This is a genomic window from Citrobacter sp. Cpo012 (assembly GCF_030333015.1).
GTDB lineage: Bacteria > Pseudomonadota > Gammaproteobacteria > Enterobacterales > Enterobacteriaceae > Citrobacter > Citrobacter portucalensis.
In genome coordinates this window covers 124,735-142,109 of the sequence record NZ_JAOWGR010000030.1, presented here as the reverse complement: position 1 = coordinate 142,109, position 17,375 = coordinate 124,735, and the positions used below count along the sequence as shown (strand labels likewise).

Annotated in this window: 18 protein-coding genes; 9 read left to right on the top strand and 9 right to left on the bottom strand. The window is 52.7% G+C overall.

The annotated features are described in order from the left end of the window. The first annotated feature begins 4 nt into the window (after positions 1 to 4). From yoaA to rnd, 5 genes are all read left to right on the top strand, one after another. Positions 5 to 1,915, top strand: coding sequence for a DNA repair helicase YoaA (gene yoaA / locus OGX90_RS02890; protein ID WP_003020980.1), 1,911 nt, complete (start codon positions 5 to 7; stop codon positions 1,913 to 1,915). Positions 1,916 to 1,973: 58 nt separating this feature from the next. After that, positions 1,974 to 2,669, top strand: a complete 696-nt coding sequence (tsaB, locus tag OGX90_RS02885; protein ID WP_100272289.1) for a tRNA (adenosine(37)-N6)-threonylcarbamoyltransferase complex dimerization subunit type 1 TsaB — start codon at positions 1,974 to 1,976, stop codon at positions 2,667 to 2,669. Between the two features lie 94 nt (positions 2,670 to 2,763). Beyond that, positions 2,764 to 3,348: a Slp family lipoprotein gene (locus OGX90_RS02880; protein WP_003020975.1), complete on the top strand. Its 585-nt coding sequence runs from the start codon at positions 2,764 to 2,766 to the stop codon at positions 3,346 to 3,348. A 204-nt stretch (positions 3,349 to 3,552) separates the two neighbouring features. After that, positions 3,553 to 5,238, top strand: a complete 1,686-nt coding sequence (gene fadD / locus OGX90_RS02875) for a long-chain-fatty-acid--CoA ligase FadD (protein WP_125362605.1) — start codon at positions 3,553 to 3,555, stop codon at positions 5,236 to 5,238. An 84-nt stretch (positions 5,239 to 5,322) separates the two neighbouring features. Further along, positions 5,323 to 6,438 (top strand): ribonuclease D, encoded by a 1,116-nt coding sequence (rnd, locus tag OGX90_RS02870; RefSeq protein ID WP_234692177.1) that lies wholly within the window; start codon positions 5,323 to 5,325, stop codon positions 6,436 to 6,438. A gap of 49 nt (positions 6,439 to 6,487) precedes the next feature. Here rnd and OGX90_RS02865 read toward each other — a convergent pair whose 3' ends face one another. The 4 genes from OGX90_RS02865 to OGX90_RS02850 form a co-directional block, all read right to left on the bottom strand. Beyond that, positions 6,488 to 7,453, bottom strand: coding sequence for a PDR/VanB family oxidoreductase (locus OGX90_RS02865; protein ID WP_032943752.1), 966 nt, complete (start codon positions 7,451 to 7,453; stop codon positions 6,488 to 6,490). Positions 7,454 to 7,524: 71 nt separating this feature from the next. Beyond that, positions 7,525 to 8,649: a carnitine monooxygenase, oxygenase subunit YeaW gene (yeaW, locus tag OGX90_RS02860; protein ID WP_003833746.1), complete on the bottom strand. Its 1,125-nt coding sequence runs from the start codon at positions 8,647 to 8,649 to the stop codon at positions 7,525 to 7,527. A gap of 44 nt (positions 8,650 to 8,693) precedes the next feature. Continuing rightward, positions 8,694 to 10,295 (bottom strand): BCCT family transporter, encoded by a 1,602-nt coding sequence (locus tag OGX90_RS02855; protein ID WP_234692019.1) that lies wholly within the window; start codon positions 10,293 to 10,295, stop codon positions 8,694 to 8,696. A gap of 251 nt (positions 10,296 to 10,546) precedes the next feature. Continuing rightward, a complete protein-coding gene (locus OGX90_RS02850; protein WP_079934746.1) occupies positions 10,547 to 11,629 on the bottom strand; it encodes a tartrate dehydrogenase in 1,083 nt (360 codons plus the stop codon). A gap of 103 nt (positions 11,630 to 11,732) precedes the next feature. On the opposite strand from OGX90_RS02850, the gene OGX90_RS02845 reads away from it, so the two are divergent. Then, positions 11,733 to 12,650, top strand: a complete 918-nt coding sequence (locus OGX90_RS02845) for a LysR family transcriptional regulator (RefSeq protein WP_020996618.1) — start codon at positions 11,733 to 11,735, stop codon at positions 12,648 to 12,650. A gap of 86 nt (positions 12,651 to 12,736) precedes the next feature. Here OGX90_RS02845 and minE read toward each other — a convergent pair whose 3' ends face one another. Genes minE through minC form a run of 3 tightly spaced genes read right to left on the bottom strand, consistent with a single transcriptional unit; the run spans position 12,737 to position 14,550 of the window. Beyond that, positions 12,737 to 13,003: a cell division topological specificity factor MinE gene (gene minE / locus OGX90_RS02840; RefSeq protein WP_003833739.1), complete on the bottom strand. Its 267-nt coding sequence runs from the start codon at positions 13,001 to 13,003 to the stop codon at positions 12,737 to 12,739. Positions 13,004 to 13,006: 3 nt separating this feature from the next. Then, the gene (gene minD / locus OGX90_RS02835; RefSeq protein WP_003020956.1) at positions 13,007 to 13,819 is read right to left on the bottom strand and encodes a septum site-determining protein MinD; all 813 of its coding nucleotides are present in this window, start codon (positions 13,817 to 13,819) and stop codon (positions 13,007 to 13,009) included. A gap of 23 nt (positions 13,820 to 13,842) precedes the next feature. Further along, positions 13,843 to 14,550 carry a septum site-determining protein MinC gene (minC, locus tag OGX90_RS02830; protein WP_003833736.1) on the bottom strand — a complete coding sequence of 236 codons (708 nt, stop codon included), beginning with the start codon at positions 14,548 to 14,550 and terminating at the stop codon, positions 13,843 to 13,845. Between the two features lie 126 nt (positions 14,551 to 14,676). Here minC and OGX90_RS02825 point away from each other — a divergent pair, with 126 nt between their 5' ends. From OGX90_RS02825 to ycgN, 3 genes are all read left to right on the top strand, one after another. Then, positions 14,677 to 14,970, top strand: coding sequence for a YcgL domain-containing protein (locus OGX90_RS02825; protein WP_003833735.1), 294 nt, complete (start codon positions 14,677 to 14,679; stop codon positions 14,968 to 14,970). Between the two features lie 69 nt (positions 14,971 to 15,039). After that, positions 15,040 to 15,699 (top strand): fumarylacetoacetate hydrolase family protein, encoded by a 660-nt coding sequence (locus OGX90_RS02820; RefSeq protein WP_003833734.1) that lies wholly within the window; start codon positions 15,040 to 15,042, stop codon positions 15,697 to 15,699. 92 nt (positions 15,700 to 15,791) lie between these two features. Continuing rightward, positions 15,792 to 16,238 carry a cysteine cluster protein YcgN gene (gene ycgN / locus OGX90_RS02815; RefSeq protein WP_003020944.1) on the top strand — a complete coding sequence of 149 codons (447 nt, stop codon included), beginning with the start codon at positions 15,792 to 15,794 and terminating at the stop codon, positions 16,236 to 16,238. Positions 16,239 to 16,267: 29 nt separating this feature from the next. On the opposite strand, the gene OGX90_RS02810 is transcribed toward ycgN, so the two are convergent. Then, entirely contained in the window at positions 16,268 to 16,609 is a 342-nt protein-coding gene (locus tag OGX90_RS02810) for a TehB family protein (protein WP_003020940.1), read from the bottom strand. A 110-nt stretch (positions 16,610 to 16,719) separates the two neighbouring features. Next, positions 16,720 to 17,250, bottom strand: a complete 531-nt coding sequence (gene dsbB / locus OGX90_RS02805) for a disulfide bond formation protein DsbB (RefSeq protein ID WP_003844060.1) — start codon at positions 17,248 to 17,250, stop codon at positions 16,720 to 16,722. Between the last annotated feature and the right edge of the window lie 125 nt (positions 17,251 to 17,375).

The window sequence follows — 17,375 nt, the reverse complement described above, 5'->3', positions numbered from 1 at the left end:
CAGTGTGACGGACGATTTTGCAGCAGACGGTCAGTTGGCTAAAGCGATACCGGGTTTTAAACCGCGAGAACCACAGCGGCAGATGGCCATCGCCGTCAGTCATGCCATCGAAAAATCACAACCGCTGGTGGTAGAAGCCGGAACCGGAACGGGTAAAACCTACGCTTATCTTGCCCCAGCGCTGCGTGCCGGAAAGAAGGTCATTGTCTCCACGGGCTCGAAGGCGTTGCAGGATCAGCTATACAGCCGCGACCTCCCGACCGTCGCGAAAGCACTGAAGTTCACCGGTAAACTGGCGCTGCTGAAAGGGCGTTCAAACTATCTGTGCCTTGAGCGTCTCGAACAGCAGGCGCTGGCGGGTGGCGACTTGCCGGTACAAACGTTAAGCGACGTCATTCTGCTGCGCTCCTGGTCAAATCAAACCCTTGATGGGGACATCAGCACCTGCGTCAGCGTGGCGGAAGACTCTCAGGCCTGGCCGCTGGTGACCAGCACTAATGACAACTGTCTGGGCAGCGACTGCCCGCTGTATAAAGAGTGTTTTGTCGTTAAAGCGCGTAAAAAAGCGATGGATGCGGATGTCGTCGTGGTTAACCATCATCTGTTTCTCGCCGATATGGTGGTAAAAGAGAGCGGGTTTGGCGAACTGATCCCGGAAGCTGATGTGATGATCTTCGATGAAGCGCATCAGTTACCGGATATCGCCAGCCAGTACTTTGGTCAATCGCTCTCCAGTCGCCAGCTGTTAGACCTGGCGAAAGACATCACCATTGCCTATCGCACCGAGCTGAAAGACACTCAGCAGCTGCAAAAGTGCGCCGATCGCCTTGCACAAAGCGCTCAGGACTTCCGCTTGCAGCTTGGTGAGCCGGGCTATCGCGGAAACCTGCGGGAACTGCTGGCCGACCAGCGCGTACAGCGCGCGTTTTTGCTGCTCGATGACACGCTGGAGCTGTGTTATGACGTGGCGAAGCTGTCTCTCGGACGTTCGGCATTGCTGGATGCCGCGTTTGAGCGCGCCACGCTTTATCGTGCGCGTCTGAAGCGCCTGAAAGAGATCAACCAGCCAGGCTTCAGCTACTGGTATGAATGCACCTCCCGCCATTTCACCCTCGCGCTGACGCCGCTTACGGTGGCGGATAAATTCAAAGAAGTGATGGAACAAAAGCCGGGCTGCTGGATTTTTACTTCCGCGACGCTGTCGGTAAACGATGACCTGCATCATTTCACTGCACGACTGGGTATTGAAGATGCCGAGTCGATGCTGCTGCCGAGCCCATTTGATTACACGCGCCAGGCGCTGCTGTGCGTGCCGCGTAATCTCCCGCAAACCAACCAGCCGGGGGCTGCGCGTCAGCTGGCATCCATGCTGCGACCTATTATCGAAGCGAACAACGGTCGCTGTTTTATGCTGTGCACTTCGCACGCGATGATGCGCGATCTGGCGGAACAATTCCGCGCTACTATGACGCTTCCCGTACTGCTGCAGGGCGAAACCAGCAAAGGACAACTGCTACAGCAGTTTGTCAGCGCAGGTAATGCGCTACTGGTTGCCACCAGCAGCTTCTGGGAAGGCGTGGACGTGCGCGGCGATACGCTGTCGCTGGTGATAATCGATAAACTGCCGTTTACCTCGCCGGACGACCCGCTGTTAAAAGCCCGAATGGAGGATTGTCGACTGCGCGGCGGCGATCCGTTCGAAGACGTCCAGTTGCCGGATGCGGTAATCACCCTGAAGCAGGGTGTAGGGCGTCTGATACGTGATGCTGACGATCGCGGCGTGCTGGTGATTTGCGACAATCGTCTGGTTATGCGGCCATACGGCGCCACCTTCCTGGCGAGTCTTCCTCCTGCGCCGCGGACGCGTGACATCGCTCGCGCGGTTCGCTTTCTTGCCATACCAACGACTGAGTAATTTGTTACGGAGTGTGGTAAGATGCGCGCCAAATTTATTGATCTGATCACAAACACCCATGCGAATTCTGGCTATCGATACCGCCACAGAGGCGTGCTCTGTTGCCCTGTGGAATGACGGTACTATCAAGGCTCACTTTGAGCTTTGCCCACGAGAACACACCCAACGAATTTTACCGATGGTTCAGGAAATCCTGGCCGCTGGCGATCTCACGTTAACCGATATCGACGCCCTGGCGTTTGGTCGCGGTCCCGGCAGTTTCACCGGCGTGCGTATCGGTATTGGCATTGCTCAGGGGCTGGCGTTAGGCGCAAACTTACCGATGATCGGCGTCTCCACCCTGGCGACCATGGCGCAGGGCGCCTGGCGTAAGTCGGGCGCGACTCGCGTGCTGGCGGCGATTGACGCGCGAATGGGCGAAGTCTACTGGGCCGAATACCAGCGTGATGACAACGGTAACTGGCACGGTGAAGAAACCGAAGCGGTGTTAACCCCCGAGCAGGTACATGAGCGTTTATTGCAGCTGTCTGGCGAGTGGGTGACGGTCGGGACGGGCTGGCCGGCATGGCCAGAGCTTGGTAAAGACAGCGGGCTGACGCTCAGCGATGGTGACGTGCTGCTTCCAGCGGCTGAAGACATGCTGCCCATCGCCACGCAAATGCTGGCTGCGGGTGAGACCGTAGCAGTCGAACACGCTGAACCGGTTTATTTACGTAACACCGTGGCGTGGAAGAAACTTCCCGGTAAAGAATGAATCTTAGTAGTAGAACCCCGGCTAAGACGTACAGTCGTCAGTGCACAGCATTGTGAACAGGCCGGGGCAGAAGCTAAGAAAAGGGAGTCACAATATGGCGGTGCAAAAGCAGTTATTGAAAGGTGTGTTGGCGGGGGCCTTAGCGTTAATGCTTAGCGGCTGCGTCACCATCCCGGATGCGATTAAAGGTTCGAGCCCGATGCCGCAGCAGGATCTGGTGCGGGTGATGAATGCGCCGCAGCTGTATGTCGGACAGGAAGCGCGTTTCGGCGGCAAAGTGGTGGATATTCAGAACCAGCAGGGAAAATCCCGTCTGGAAATTGCCACCGTTCCGCTCGATAGCGGTGCACGCCCCGTGCTGGGTGAAGCCTCTCGTGGGCGGATATATGCTGATGTAAATGGCTTCCTTGACCCGGTGGACTTTCGCGGGCAACTGGTCACCGTCGTCGGCCCGATAAGCGGTACAGTGGACGGAAAAATCGGTAATACGCCGTATAAATTCATGCTGATGCAGGTAACTGGTTATAAACGCTGGCATATTACTCAGCAGATTGTCATGCCGCCTCAGCCTATCGACCCCTGGTTCTACGGTGCGCGTGGCTGGCCTTACGGTGGCTACGGCGGATGGGGCTGGTACAATCCCGGCCCGGCACAGGTTCAGACCATAGTAACAGAGTAACTCTTTGTTTTAATGGTAAAAGAAACAGCGGCTCGTCCGCTGTTTCTGCATTAACGTGGATATAAGAAAAATAAATAGTGACGTGCTTCGCAACCTTGTCGTTGTGTAATAAACAAACTGGTACGCTGAGTTAATATTATGTTAACAGTTTGTTTATTGCCTGGGGTTGTGATGACGACGAATACGCATTTTAGAGGTGATGTATTGAAAAAGGTTTGGCTTAACCGTTATCCCGCTGGTGTTCCTGCGGAGATCAATCCTGACCGTTATCAATCCCTGGTGGAACTCTTTGAACACTCAGTAAGACGGTATGCCGATCAGCCCGCGTTTGTAAACATGGGGGAGGTGATGACCTTCCGCAAGCTTGAAGAGCGTAGCCGTGCGTTTGCCGCATATTTGCAACAGGGGCTCGGGCTGAAAAAGGGCGATCGCGTCGCGCTGATGATGCCGAATCTGCTGCAATATCCGGTCGCACTGTTTGGGATTTTACGTGCCGGCATGATCGTCGTGAACGTGAACCCGTTGTATACGCCTCGCGAGCTGGAACATCAGCTCAACGACAGCGGCGCGTCGGCGATTGTCATCGTATCTAACTTTGCTCATACGCTGGAAAAGGTGGTCGACAAAACGTCGGTGCAACACGTGATCCTGACGCGTATGGGCGATCAGCTGTCTACCGCCAAAGGAACGCTGGTTAACTTTGTCGTGAAGTACATCAAGCGCCTGGTGCCGAAGTATCACCTGCCGGATGCCATCTCATTTCGCAGTGCGCTGCAAAACGGCTATCGCATGCAGTATGTGAAGCCCGAAGTGGTGTCGGAAGATTTGGCGTTTCTGCAATATACCGGCGGGACAACCGGCGTGGCGAAAGGCGCGATGCTCACGCACCGCAACATGCTGGCTAACCTGGAGCAGGTTAACGCCACCTACGGCCCATTGCTGCATCCGGGCAAAGAACTGGTGGTAACGGCTCTACCGCTGTATCACATTTTTGCGCTGACGATGAACTGCCTGCTGTTTATTGAGCTGGGTGGTCAAAACCTGCTGATTACTAACCCGCGTGATATCCCAGGACTGGTCAAAGAACTGGCGAAGTATCCGTTTACCGCGATGACCGGCGTAAATACGCTGTTTAACGCGCTGCTGAATAACAAAGAGTTTCAGCAACTGGACTTCTCGTCACTGCACCTTTCAGCAGGTGGCGGAATGCCGGTTCAACAGGCGGTAGCTGAACGTTGGGTGAAGCTTACGGGGCAGTATCTGCTGGAAGGCTATGGCCTGACGGAGTGCGCGCCGCTGGTGAGTGTCAACCCTCACGATATTGACTACCACAGCGGAAGTATCGGTTTACCGGTTCCCTCCACTGAGGTCAAGCTGGTGGACGACGACGACAACGAAGTGCCGCCGGGAGAACCGGGTGAGCTGTGTGTGAAAGGTCCACAGGTGATGCTGGGCTACTGGCAGCGACCAGACGCCACTGACGAAATCATCAAAGACGGCTGGTTGCACACCGGCGATATTGCGGTGATGGATGATGAAGGCTTCCTGCGTATTGTCGATCGTAAGAAAGATATGATCCTGGTGTCCGGCTTTAACGTCTACCCTAATGAAATTGAAGACGTGGTTATGCAACACCCTGGCGTGCAGGAAGTGGCTGCTGTTGGGGTTCCGTCCGGCAGCAGCGGTGAAGCGGTGAAAATTTTCGTGGTGAAGAAAGATGCCTCGTTAACCGATGACGCGCTGGTCACTTTCTGTCGTCGTCACCTGACGGGCTATAAAGTACCAAAGCTGGTGGAGTTTCGCGATGAGTTGCCGAAATCTAACGTTGGTAAAATTTTGCGACGAGAATTACGTGACGAAGCGCGTGCCAAAGTGGACAATAAAGGCTGAGCGTTAAGTCAGCCAGTAGAAAACGCCGGGAAATCCGGCGTTTTTTTTGGCGCAAACCTAAGAGAGCACGATTTGAATTATCAAATGATCACCACGGACGACGCGTTGGCCACGCTGTGCGAAGCCGTCCGTGAATTTCCGGCGATAGCCCTGGATACAGAATTTGTTCGCACGCGTACCTATTATCCGCAGTTGGGGCTGATCCAGCTGTTTGATGGCAAACACGTTGCTCTGATTGATCCGCAGGGGATCACCGACTGGTCGCCGCTGCGCGATATTCTGCGTGATACTGCCATCACCAAATTCCTGCATGCAGGTAGCGAAGATCTGGAAGTGTTTCTCAACGCTTTTGGCGAACTGCCGCAGCCGTTGATTGATACACAAATTCTGGCTGCTTTTTGCGGTCGTCCGATGTCGTGGGGGTTTGCCTCGATGGTGGAAGAGTTTACGGGGGTGGCGCTGGACAAAAGCGAATCCCGCACCGACTGGCTGGCCAGACCGCTGACCGAGCGTCAGTGTGAGTACGCGGCGGCTGATGTCTGGTATCTATTACCGATCACCACAAAACTGATGGTTGAAACTGAAGCCAGCGGCTGGCTGCCAGCCGCACTGGACGAATGTCGCTTAATGCAGCAGCGTCGCCAGGAGGTTCTGGCGCCTGAAGACGCATGGCGCGATATCACTAACGCCTGGCAGTTGCGTACTCGTCAGTTGGCCTGCCTGCAACTGCTTGCCGACTGGCGACTGCGTAAAGCGCGTGAGCGCGATCTGGCGGTGAACTTTGTGGTGCGTGAAGAACACCTGTGGGCGGTCGCTCGTTATATGCCAGGGAGTCTGGGTGAACTGGACAGCCTCGGCCTTTCCGGTAGTGAAATTCGCTTCCACGGCAAAACGCTGATTTCTCTGGTAGAAAAAGCGCAGGCTTTACCGGAAGAATCACTGCCACAGCCGCTGCTGAATTTGATGGATATGCCTGGATACCGCAAAGCGTTTAAAGCTATTAAGGCGCTGGTTGCCGAGGTAAGTACTGAGCATAATCTTAGCGTCGAACTGCTGGCTTCACGCCGTCAAATCAACCAGCTACTCAACTGGCACTGGAAATTAAAGCCGCAGCAGACCCTGCCGGAGTTGGTTTCCGGTTGGCGTGGCGAACTGATGTCCGATCGTCTCAACGCGCTGCTGCAGGAATATCCGCAGTAAGTCACCAGGCTCGCCGGGTTGCGCCATTGCTAACCCGGCCTGCGCAACGCTACAAATCAAGCACCAGGCGCTTACCTTTGGCGCGTGAGCAGCAAATAAGCATGCTTTGCTGGCTGGCTTTTTCGTCGTCGCTGAAATACTGATCGCGGTGATCCGCTTCCCCTTCAAGAATCGTCGTTTCACAGGTGCCGCAAACACCTTCCCGGCACAGGCACTCAACGCGCGCGGCTTTGTTATTTTCGATAACCTGCAAAATGGTCATCTCTTCCGGGACCACAAACTCGCGTCCGGAACGCGCCAGAATCAGGGTAAAGGCATCACCGCTTTTATCTTCCAGCGCAAATTGTTCGAAATGTAGCGTATTGCTGTCCAGTCTATGGAGGGAAGCCGCTTCTCTGACGGCATCGTTGAGCACTGCTGGACCGCAGGTGTAAATATGTGTTCCGGGTTCGACATCGGCCAGCAGGCGAGATAAATCAAGGCGGGTCCCTGCGCTTGACAGATGCAGATGAATACGATCGACGCTGGGGTGTTGCAGAAGTTCGTCATAAAACGCGCAGTTGTCCTGACTGGGAGAGCAATAATGCAGTTGCCATTGCGCCTTAGAGTGTTCCAGTTCCGGGATATGCGATAAAAACGGTGTGATGCCGATACCTCCGGCAATCAACAGATGTTGTTGTGCCTGAGGGGCGAGGGCGAACAGATTGTTTGGTGTGGAGATCGTGAGCGTGTCGCCGGGTTTCACGTTTTGATGCAGATATCGTGAGCCGCCTTTGGATGCTTCCTCCAGTCGTACGGCGATTTGCCAGGCGCTCGTATCAAAGGGGGAACTCATCAGCGAGTAAGCATTGCTGTACAGATTCTCGCCATCGCGCATCTGCACGATAATATGGCTGCCACCCTGAAACGCGGGCAACGGCTCGCCTGATGTCGCCGTTAAAGTAAAGCGTTTTACCTGCGCGGTAATCGTCTCAATCCGGCTGACCCGGACTTCTTGCATTTGATAATCAGACATTGCGGCACTCCCTAAAAAATCTGTCCGGCGCGGCTTAACGATACGCCGGAACCTGTCGTTACAGCCTCTGGTTATTCCTGAAACACCTGCGCGACCAGATTATGGAAATGGGCAATGCCATGTTCGGAGATACCGCTGCCGCTGGTGTCGGCCATAATGCGGCCCTGACCGCGATACCCGCGCGATTTCAACCCTTTTTGGACGCTTTCAACCAGACGTAAATCTTCAGGGCGGAAGACGTTGCGATACCATTCGATCAGTTGTTTCTGCTCTTCGGTCAGTTCTTCATTGGTGAAGTAGATGTCATAGTTTTGCAGCGTAGTTTCTGCATCCACTGGAAATTCGTAGATAACGGTCATCATGCCTTTGATTGGCGTAACGTTGAGCATGGTGCACGGCCACAGCCAGAAACCGTGGAAGGCGGCATCAACACCTTCTTCGAACTTAAATGACTGCTCTGACGGTTTGGCGAAACCGTATTGTAGCGTCCAGTTGCCGTGCATAGTATGCCAGTAACGATCAACCTGAACCGAGTCGGAAAAACCAGGGTGAGCCGGGCCGCAGTGGTAGCACTCCAGATAGTTATCGACAATATTCTTCCAGTTGGCTGGAGTTCGGGTCGTAAAGCGCGCCGCCAGCTTCAGGTCATGCACATCAGGGCAGGCTTCGATAACTTTGTCTGCAAGACCTGGGAGTTGTTCTTCTACGCTGCCCGCGTTCGGATCCATGTTGATAAACACGAATCCGGCATATTCTTCCAGCCGTACCGGGGTGAGATGTGCTTTCTCACTGTCGAAGTTGGCAACGTTTTCGCAGTTACGTGCATGCGCCAGGTTACCGTCAAGCTTGAATGCCCAGGCGTGGTAAGGGCAGGTAATCACATTTTTCGCTTTCCCTTCGCCGCTCAACAGCTGATGACCACGATGCGGGCAAACGTTGTAGAACGCGCGCAGCACGTTATCGCGACCACGTACCAGCACGATGTTCTCGCCAATCACTTCCCGGGTTACATAGTCATTGGGTTTCGCCAGTTCGCTACTGTGGGCTACACAAATCCAGCTCTTAGCGAACACTTTCTCCTGCTCGTGCTCGAAGGCCTGATGGTCGGTATAGAACCGGGCAGGGATAGTCCAGGCGTCCTGCGGGTTGGCACAGAAATTTTGCGGCAGAATAAACTCAGGGCTCAGATTGCTCATTGGAATACCTTTAATTTGTGAGTAAGAGGATTTTTTACTGGCGCTTAATTGTCGCCTTTGAGTAATGTCCCGGCCGGTGGTGCGACGGGGACGTCCACTGGCGTTTCGGGGAGATGACCTTCAATTTGATGTGCAGGAACGTGGGCATAGTCCTGCCGTACCCAGCGAAGAAAACCGCCAACCTTCACCAACAGAATGGCGAGGAAGGGAAGTGCGGTCAGAACCACCGTGGTCTTCATGGTTTCCAGGGACGCGCCGGTGAACAAAATTGATAATGGGATCAGGGTGATGACCACGCACCAGAACAGACGTAAGCTACGCTGCGGATCTTCCCCTTCCTGCAGGTTACGCGTGCTGGTGGCCGCCATGGTGTAGGCGACGGCATCCATATGCGAGGCGAGAAAAATAATCATGATCGCCAGATACGCCACCAGGAACAGTTTCCCGGCAGGCAACGACATCAACACTTGCTGTACGGCTGTTTCGCCGCCTAACGTGGCCATAACCTGCGGTACGTCGATCACACCGTTCACAAATTGGTGAATGGAGTAGCTTTCCATCACGCCAAAGAAGAACCAGCAGCCAACGGTACTACCCAGGATTAACGCCCAGATAACCTCTTTGATTTTGCGACCACGGGATACGCGAGTGACAAACATTGCCACGCCAGGGGTGTAGGAGATCCACCACAGCCAATAGAACACCGTCCAGTTGCGGGTGAACTCACCGTTGCCGAGCGGGTCGGTGAACAGACTCATCTGCAAAAAGTTTTGTGTCGTCAGACCGATGGCGTTAATGATGTTGTTGGTGATGAACTCGGTCGGGCCGACAATCAGCACCAGCAGCGGCAGTAAAAACGCCCCCAAGCCGACCATTTTGCTCAGACGTTGCAAGCCGTTGTTGATGCCAATCCAGGAGCTCAGACAGAAAATGCCGCCAGAGAACAGGATAACAAACGCCTGTACGGTGAAGTTATCCGGTAAACCTGTGAGAGCAGATAAACCACGGGTAAAGGTGGCGGCGGTGACAACCAGAGAGATGGTTAACGCGCCAACTGTGGCGATCAGGAACATCAAATCAACCAGCCGGCCCCAGACGCCCTGCGGATGCACGCCGGTGATAGCGGCGATTATTCCGGACAGGCTCAGCCCTTTGTTTTTCCGCACATGAAAGTGGTAGGCCATGGTTAATGAAGCCAGCGTATAGGTCGCCCAGGCGCTGATTCCCCAATGGAAAAAAGAGTAGGGTAAGCTGTATTCCAGCGCTTTTTGCGAGTGCGGAGCGATATTCAGACCTGGGGTCTGGTAATAATAGGCCCACTCAGCAACGCCCCAATAGAGCGTGGAGGAACCTAGTCCGGCACAAATAAACATAAACAGCCAGGACAGCGTGCTGTATTCCGCTTTTCCTTCTCCCAGACGAATGTTGCCGTATTTGCTGGTGGCCAGCCAGACGACCAGACCCATCGCCATCAGAACGAGGATCTGCACGGCGGAACCCAGCATCCGGGTAACGCCGTTAAAAAGGGTATTTGCGACTTGTGCAGACTGCTGAGGGAAGAGACTAAGTGTGGCGGCGATGAAAAGAATAGCCACCAGACTGATGGCTATCAGCGGCATGTCTTTTTTCTTAACGTTGCTCAACATGGGATCTCCTGGGCACAGTTGCCCGCGTATGGCATTAGCCTGTCGTTGTTATCATGCTGTAGGGAATCAGTGATCTTGTATTTAACAATTTTATTATTTGTTCTTTACATGAATTAAACAATTGCTCGATGCGTGAAGCAATAAAACACAGAACGGAAATAATAAAAGGTGAATTGGCGCAGGTTATTGGTGCCATAAAAAGCATAAAAAAGCCGCGTCAGTGACGCGGCTCATTTTCCGTGGTTTGACCTCTAACGCAATGCCCGAGAGATGGCCTCGCCAACCTGTTGGGTGGTGGCATTGCCTTTCATATCCGGTGTTTTCGGGCCGCTGGCAATAACCTGCTCAATTGCCGCCAGAATACCGTCGTGGGCGGCTTTATAGTTAGCATCACCGTTGCCAAGGAAGTCGAGCATCATGGCGCCAGCCCAGATAGTCGCTATAGGGTTGGCGAGGTTCTTGCCGTAGATATCGGGGGCCGAACCGTGTACTGGCTCGAACAGAGACGGGAAGGTGCGTTCCGGGTTTAAGTTGGCTGAAGGCGCAATGCCAATCGTTCCGGTACAGGCTGGACCGAGATCGGAGAGGATGTCGCCAAACAGGTTGGAGGCAACCACCACGTCAAAACGCTCCGGCTGCATCACAAAGCGGGCGCAGAGTATATCAATATGCTGTTTATCCCAACGGATCTCGGGATAGTGAGCCGCCATTGCTTCCACGCGCTCGTCCCAGTACGGCATGCTGATAGCCAGGCCGTTGGATTTGGTCGCCGAGGTCAGGGTTTTGCGCGGGCGATTTTGTGCCAGCTCGAAAGCGTAACGCAATATACGATCGACGCCGCGACGGGTGAAGACCGACTCCTGGATAACCACTTCGTGTTCTGTACCTTCGCTTACGCGTCCGCCGAGTGAAGAGTATTCTCCCTCGGTGTTCTCGCGCACCACGTAGAAATCGATGTCGCCAGGCTGCTTACCTGCCAGTGGGCAAGGTACGCCCGGAAACAGGCGTACCGGGCGCAGGTTGACATACTGGTCGAATTCGCGGCGAAACTTAAGCAGCGAGCCCCATAATGAGATGTGGTCCGGTACGGTTTCCGGCCAGCCAACGGCACCAAAATAGATAGCATCGAAGGATTGTAACTGCTCGTGCCAGTCATCCGGCATCATCTTCCCGTGATGGGCGTAGTACTCGCAGCTGGCCCATTCCATTTGCTCAAAGCTGAGTGACAACCCCCAACGCTCGGCGGCTGCCTGCAACACCTGAATGCCTTCAGGCAGGACTTCTTTACCAATGCCATCTCCGGGGATAGCGGCAATACGACAGGTTTTCTTCATAGCAGCTCTCACTTGTACGCCATCAAAATTGACTTTCCCCGTATCCTATAATTGACTGATTAATAGTTAATCCCCCTAACTGGTGAAACATAAAACACAGATCATGAATAATCTGCCTCTGCTAAATGATTTACGCGTCTTTATGCTGGTTGCCCGTCGTGCGGGATTTGCCGCCGTTGCCGAAGAGCTGGGCGTATCTCCGGCTTTTATCAGTAAGCGCGTTGCCCTGTTGGAGCAAACGCTGAACGTGGTGCTGTTGCACCGAACAACGCGGCGCGTAACCATCACGGAAGAGGGGGAGCGGATCTACGAATGGGCACAGAGGATCCTGCAGGATGTCGATCAGATGATGGACGAGCTGTCCGATGCCAGGCAGATCCCGCAGGGGATGCTACGAATTATCAGTAGCTTTGGTTTTGGCCGCCGGGTGGTCGCTCCGGCGCTGTCTGCGCTGGCAAAAGAGTACCCGCAGTTAGAACTGAGGTTCGATGTTGAAGACCGTCTGGTAGATATGGTCAATGAGGGCGTCGATCTCGATATTCGTATCGGGGATGATATCGCGCCGAACCTGATTGCCCGCAAGCTGGCGACTAACTATCGTATTCTGTGCGCCTCGCCGGAATTTGTGGCGCGGCATGGAGTGCCGAAACAACTGAACGATCTTTCTACTTTTCCCTGCCTGGTTATTAAAGAACGCGACCATCCGTTTGGTATCTGGCAAATGCGTAATAAAGAGGGCGCACACTCAATAAAGGTTACGGGGCCGCTGTCGTCTAACCATGGCGAAGTGGTACATCAATGGTGTCTGGATGGGCAGGGAATTGCTTTGCGTTCGTGGTGGGACGTTTGCGACAACATTGCCAGCGGACATCTGGTGCATATATTGCCTGAGTATTATCAACCCGCCAATATATGGGCGGTTTATGTCTCCCGGCTGGCGACGTCGGCAAAAATCCGTATTACGGTTGAGTATTTACGCCGCTATTTTGCCGAAAACTACCCAAAGTTTACTTTGGAATAAATGCTCGATAGGTTAGTCAGAGACAGAAAATAAAAAAGGCAGAATAATCTGCCTTTTTCGTAACCATGATTTAGCGACAAAAGAGCTTATTTAGACTCTTCCGCTTCAGGTAATGTCACGTTAAGTTCGAGGATCGAAATATCGCCGTCTTTTTGTTCAAGTTGTACTGTGACCATTTCGGGATCAATTTGTACATACTTGCAGATAACGTCGAGAATATCCTTGCGCAGCTGCGGTAAATAATGTGGCTCGGCGTCACTACGACGACGTTCCGCAACAATAATCTGCAGTCGCTCTTTAGCGATGTTCGCTGTGCTCTTTTTCCGCGAGAGAAAAAAATCCAGTAATGCCATAACTTATCCTCCGAACAGGCGTTTGAGGAAACCTTTCTTCTCTTCTTCAATGAAGCGGAAAGGACGTTCTTCTCCCAACAGACGGTCTACGGTATCAGCATAGGCTTTACCGGCATCAGCATTGATGTCGAGAATAACCGGCTCACCCTGGTTAGACGCGCGCAGGACTGACTGATCTTCAGGAATCACGCCAACCAGCTTGATTCGCAGAATTTCCAGTACGTCTTCCATGCTCAGCATGTCACCTTTATTTACGCGGCCAGGGTTGTAGCGCGTCAGCAACAAATGCTCTTTAATTGGATCTTCACCGTTTTCCGCGCGACGAGATTTCGACGCCAGAATACCCAGAATACGGTCAGAGTCACGTACAGAGGAGACTTCCGGGTTGGTGGTAATAATCGCTTCATCGGCAAAATACAGGGCCATCAGCGCACCAGTTTCAATACCCGCCGGAGAGTCGCAGACGATGAAGTCGAATTCCATCGTTTTCAGGTCGTCCAGAACTTTCGCGACGCCTTCACGCGTCAGCGCGTCTTTATCGCGAGTTTGTGAGGCCGGAAGAATAAAGAGATTTTCGGTACGCTTATCTTTGATTAGCGCCTGATTTAACGACGCATCGCCCTGAATAACGTTGACGAAGTCGTAAACGACGCGGCGTTCACAACCCATAATCAGATCGAGATTACGCAGGCCGATATCAAAATCAATAACGACAGTTTTCTTTCCCTTCTGGGCCAAACCTGTAGCGATGGCCGCGCTGGAGGTGGTTTTGCCAACGCCCCCTTTACCCGAAGTAACAACAATAATGCGTGCCATAGAAATTCCTTGTTAAAAAGGGATCAATTCAACGGTTGAACTGTCAAAGCGTTCTCTGCTAATTGCAGACGTGCCGCTTTGCCATAAAATTCTGCTGGGATTTTATCACTCAGCCAATAAACACCTGCGATAGACACCAGTTCTGCCGTCAGATGGGTACAAAAAATTTGCGCTTCCCGGTCACCGCTTGCGCCTGCCAACGCACGGCCTCTCATCATTCCATAAACATGAATATTGCCATCAGCGATAAGCTCTGCGCCTGCACTGACGTGGCTTGTAACAATCAGATCACATTGTGGTGCATAAATGCGCTGACCGGAACGAACCGGCACATTTATTAATCGTGTTTTTGTGATGGGAGTAACGTTTTGTGGCGGAGCGACGGGAGCCGGGGCCTCAACGGGCGCAGGACGAATAGCTTTTTCTTTACCTTCAGTCAGTAAAGGAAGACCCATTTCGTCGATTTCTGCCTTGAGTCTGGCATCTTTGCATCCGCTAACGCCGATAATGCGCAATCCGGTAGACGCGACAACCTTCTGCAGCGCTGACCAGTTTACCGGGCTTTCAAGACCACTCACGTTAACCACTACGGGAGCATGTTTTAAAAAAGCAGGTGCCTGCGCGATTTTGTCTTCCAACGCCTGACGAATAACCTCGGGTTCTGCTTCATGTAAATGAACCACTGATAAGGTGAAGCTACTGCCTTTAAGCTCGATTGGCGTGTTTGACATCCTGGCCTTACTCAATTTGCTATTTATCATCCCCAGCGCGGGGTGATATTCCGAAGACTATAAGGCATGTTATAGTCAGTATTATATTGAGGCAAGCCACCATTCCGTGAATTCAGAGTAAAAGATATGTTTTGTGTGATCTACCGAAGCAGTAAACGTGACCAGACCTATTTATATGTCGAAAAAAAAGACGATTTCTCGCGAGTTCCTGAAGAACTGATGAAAGGATTTGGTCAGCCGACGCTGGCAATGATGTTGCCGCTTGATGGCCGTAAAAAGCTGGTTAATGCCGATCTGGAAAAAGTAAAACAGGCACTCACCGAGCAGGGCTATTATTTACAAATACCACCGCCGCCAGAAGATTTACTTAAACAGCATCTGGCCGCGACGAAACAAAATACACCAGACGATAAACGTTAAACTGCATCCGGCAGCAGCACGCCCCATCGATGCAGTACCTGAAATTGATAACTACGTTAGGGGAAAGTAATGTATCAACATCATAACTGGCATGGTGCTCTGCTGGATTATCCGGTGAGTAAGGTGGTTTGCGTAGGGAGTAACTATGCCAACCATATTAAAGAGATGGGTGGAACGCCTCCGGAAGAACCGGTGCTGTTTATTAAACCGGAAACCGCGCTGTGCGATTTACGCCAGCCGCTGGTGATCCCATCTGATATGGGTTCGGTTCACCATGAAGTTGAGCTGGCTGTTTTGATTGGCGCGACCCTACGTCAGGCGACGGAAGAACATGTGCGCAAAGCCATTGCGGGCTATGGCGTCGCGTTGGATCTGACCCTGCGTGATATTCAGGGTAAAATGAAGAAGGCGGGGCAGCCGTGGGAAAAAGCGAAGGGTTTTGATAACTCTTGCCCGCTGTCAGGGTTTATTCCGGTAGCGGAATTTAATGGTGATCCTCAGGATACGATGCTCGGGTTAACGGTTAACGGTGAGCAGCGCCAGCACGGCACCACGGCGGATATGATCCATCAAATCGTGCCTTTGATTGCCTATATGAGTCGTTTCTTTACCCTCAAAGCGGGCGATGTTGTGTTGACGGGGACGCCAGCAGGAGTTGGGCCGTTAAACAGCGGTGATGAACTGGCTATTAGTTTTCATGGTCAAACGCTGACGACACGCGTGCTGTAATCTCTTCTTGCCGCCTTTTCGGGCGGCAAAACTTGCATCAGCGTGCCAGACTGGTTATAAGGTGCAGCTTTATTGCAATAGCGGATACCCTGATGAGCGACATACCTTTCTGGCAAAGTAAAACCCTGGATGAAATGACCGATGCCGAGTGGGAGTCATTATGTGACGGGTGTGGTCAATGCTGCCTGCATAAGCTGATGGATGAAGACACCGACGAAATCTATTTTACTAACGTCGCGTGTAAGCAGCTCAATATCAAAACCTGTCAGTGCCGTAATTATGAACGCCGATTCGAGTACGAGCCTGACTGTATCAAACTGACGCGCGATAATCTGCCCACCTTTGAATGGCTGCCGATGACCTGTGCGTATCGTCTGCTAGCGGAAGGTAAAGGGCTGCCGGAGTGGCATCCACTGCTGACGGGATCAAAAGCGGCGATGCACGGTGAACGTATTTCAGTACGTCATATTGCGGTGAAAGAATCGGAAGTGCGTGACTGGCAGGATCATATTTTGAACAAACCTTCATGGGCGGACTAAACCGCCCATCGATTAGCAGGCGTTAAGGCTTAAGACTTTTTCGCCTGATACATCTCATCGCCATGGTTGTCATCTTCAACCCAGAAATTGATGTTGAATTGGGCGTCGTCGCTTAATTCAACGCGATGCCAGTACTGTGGTGGACTGGTCGCAAACTGACCGGCATTAATCACCACTTTCACTTCAGGCTCTTTTGCGTCTTCATTGGCAAAGCCGTAATACGTTACCGTACCTTCCATCACACAAAGCTGGCCAAAAACGCCTGCTGCAGTGTTATGGTGAGAAAGAAGTGCTGCCGGGACGTTGTCTTTCGTGAAGAAGGGAGTAGAGCGTTTAACTTTCCAGTTTGCCGGGATGCGTAAATGGGACATAAGACATCTCCTTGGTGTGGCATCTATAAGATGTATTTAATATACATCTTATAGATGCCAGCAGGCAATGAATTTAAGGCAAAAAAAACGCTCCCGAAGGAGCGTCTCTGTTAGCGACCGAAGAGGTCACGTTTTTTCGGTTTGAACGGCTGTGCTATCACTACCAGCACGGCGACCACCAGGTAGGCGGCGAAGATCCCCAACAGCCACTGCGGCATTTCCAGGGTTAAAAAAGACCACTGGCGCTCAGCACAGTCACCGGACGCTAAAAACACCTGCGGCAGCCATTTGTCCAGCGGCAGCCAGCTTGGGAAGCGTGCGGCAAAATCACAGGTCATAAACGGGGATGGGTGCAGCTGAATCATGGTGTGCTCATACGCTAACTGAAGTCCGCGCCAGGCACTGTAAATCCAGATTATCATCGCCACATAGCGCAGCGGTGTTTTTGGTGCGATAGCACCCACCAGCCCTGCACCCATCACGCCAAATAATGCGCTACGTTCGTAAATACACAACACGCAAGGTTTTAGCAGCATGACGTGCTGGAACCACAGCGCGACGAGCTCCAGCGCAAAGGCGGTTAACGCCAACAATAACCATGCTCCACGACCTCGGGAGCACTGGTTTAAAAATCGCAACATAATCATTTCCCTGCAACATGCGTAGAGACCGCAGTTTAAACCAATTCACTTTATGCGCCACTAGCGGGAATTGAAAATTTGCGTAATCGGATATTTATCATGCAAAAAGTCAAACCGGGCAGTGA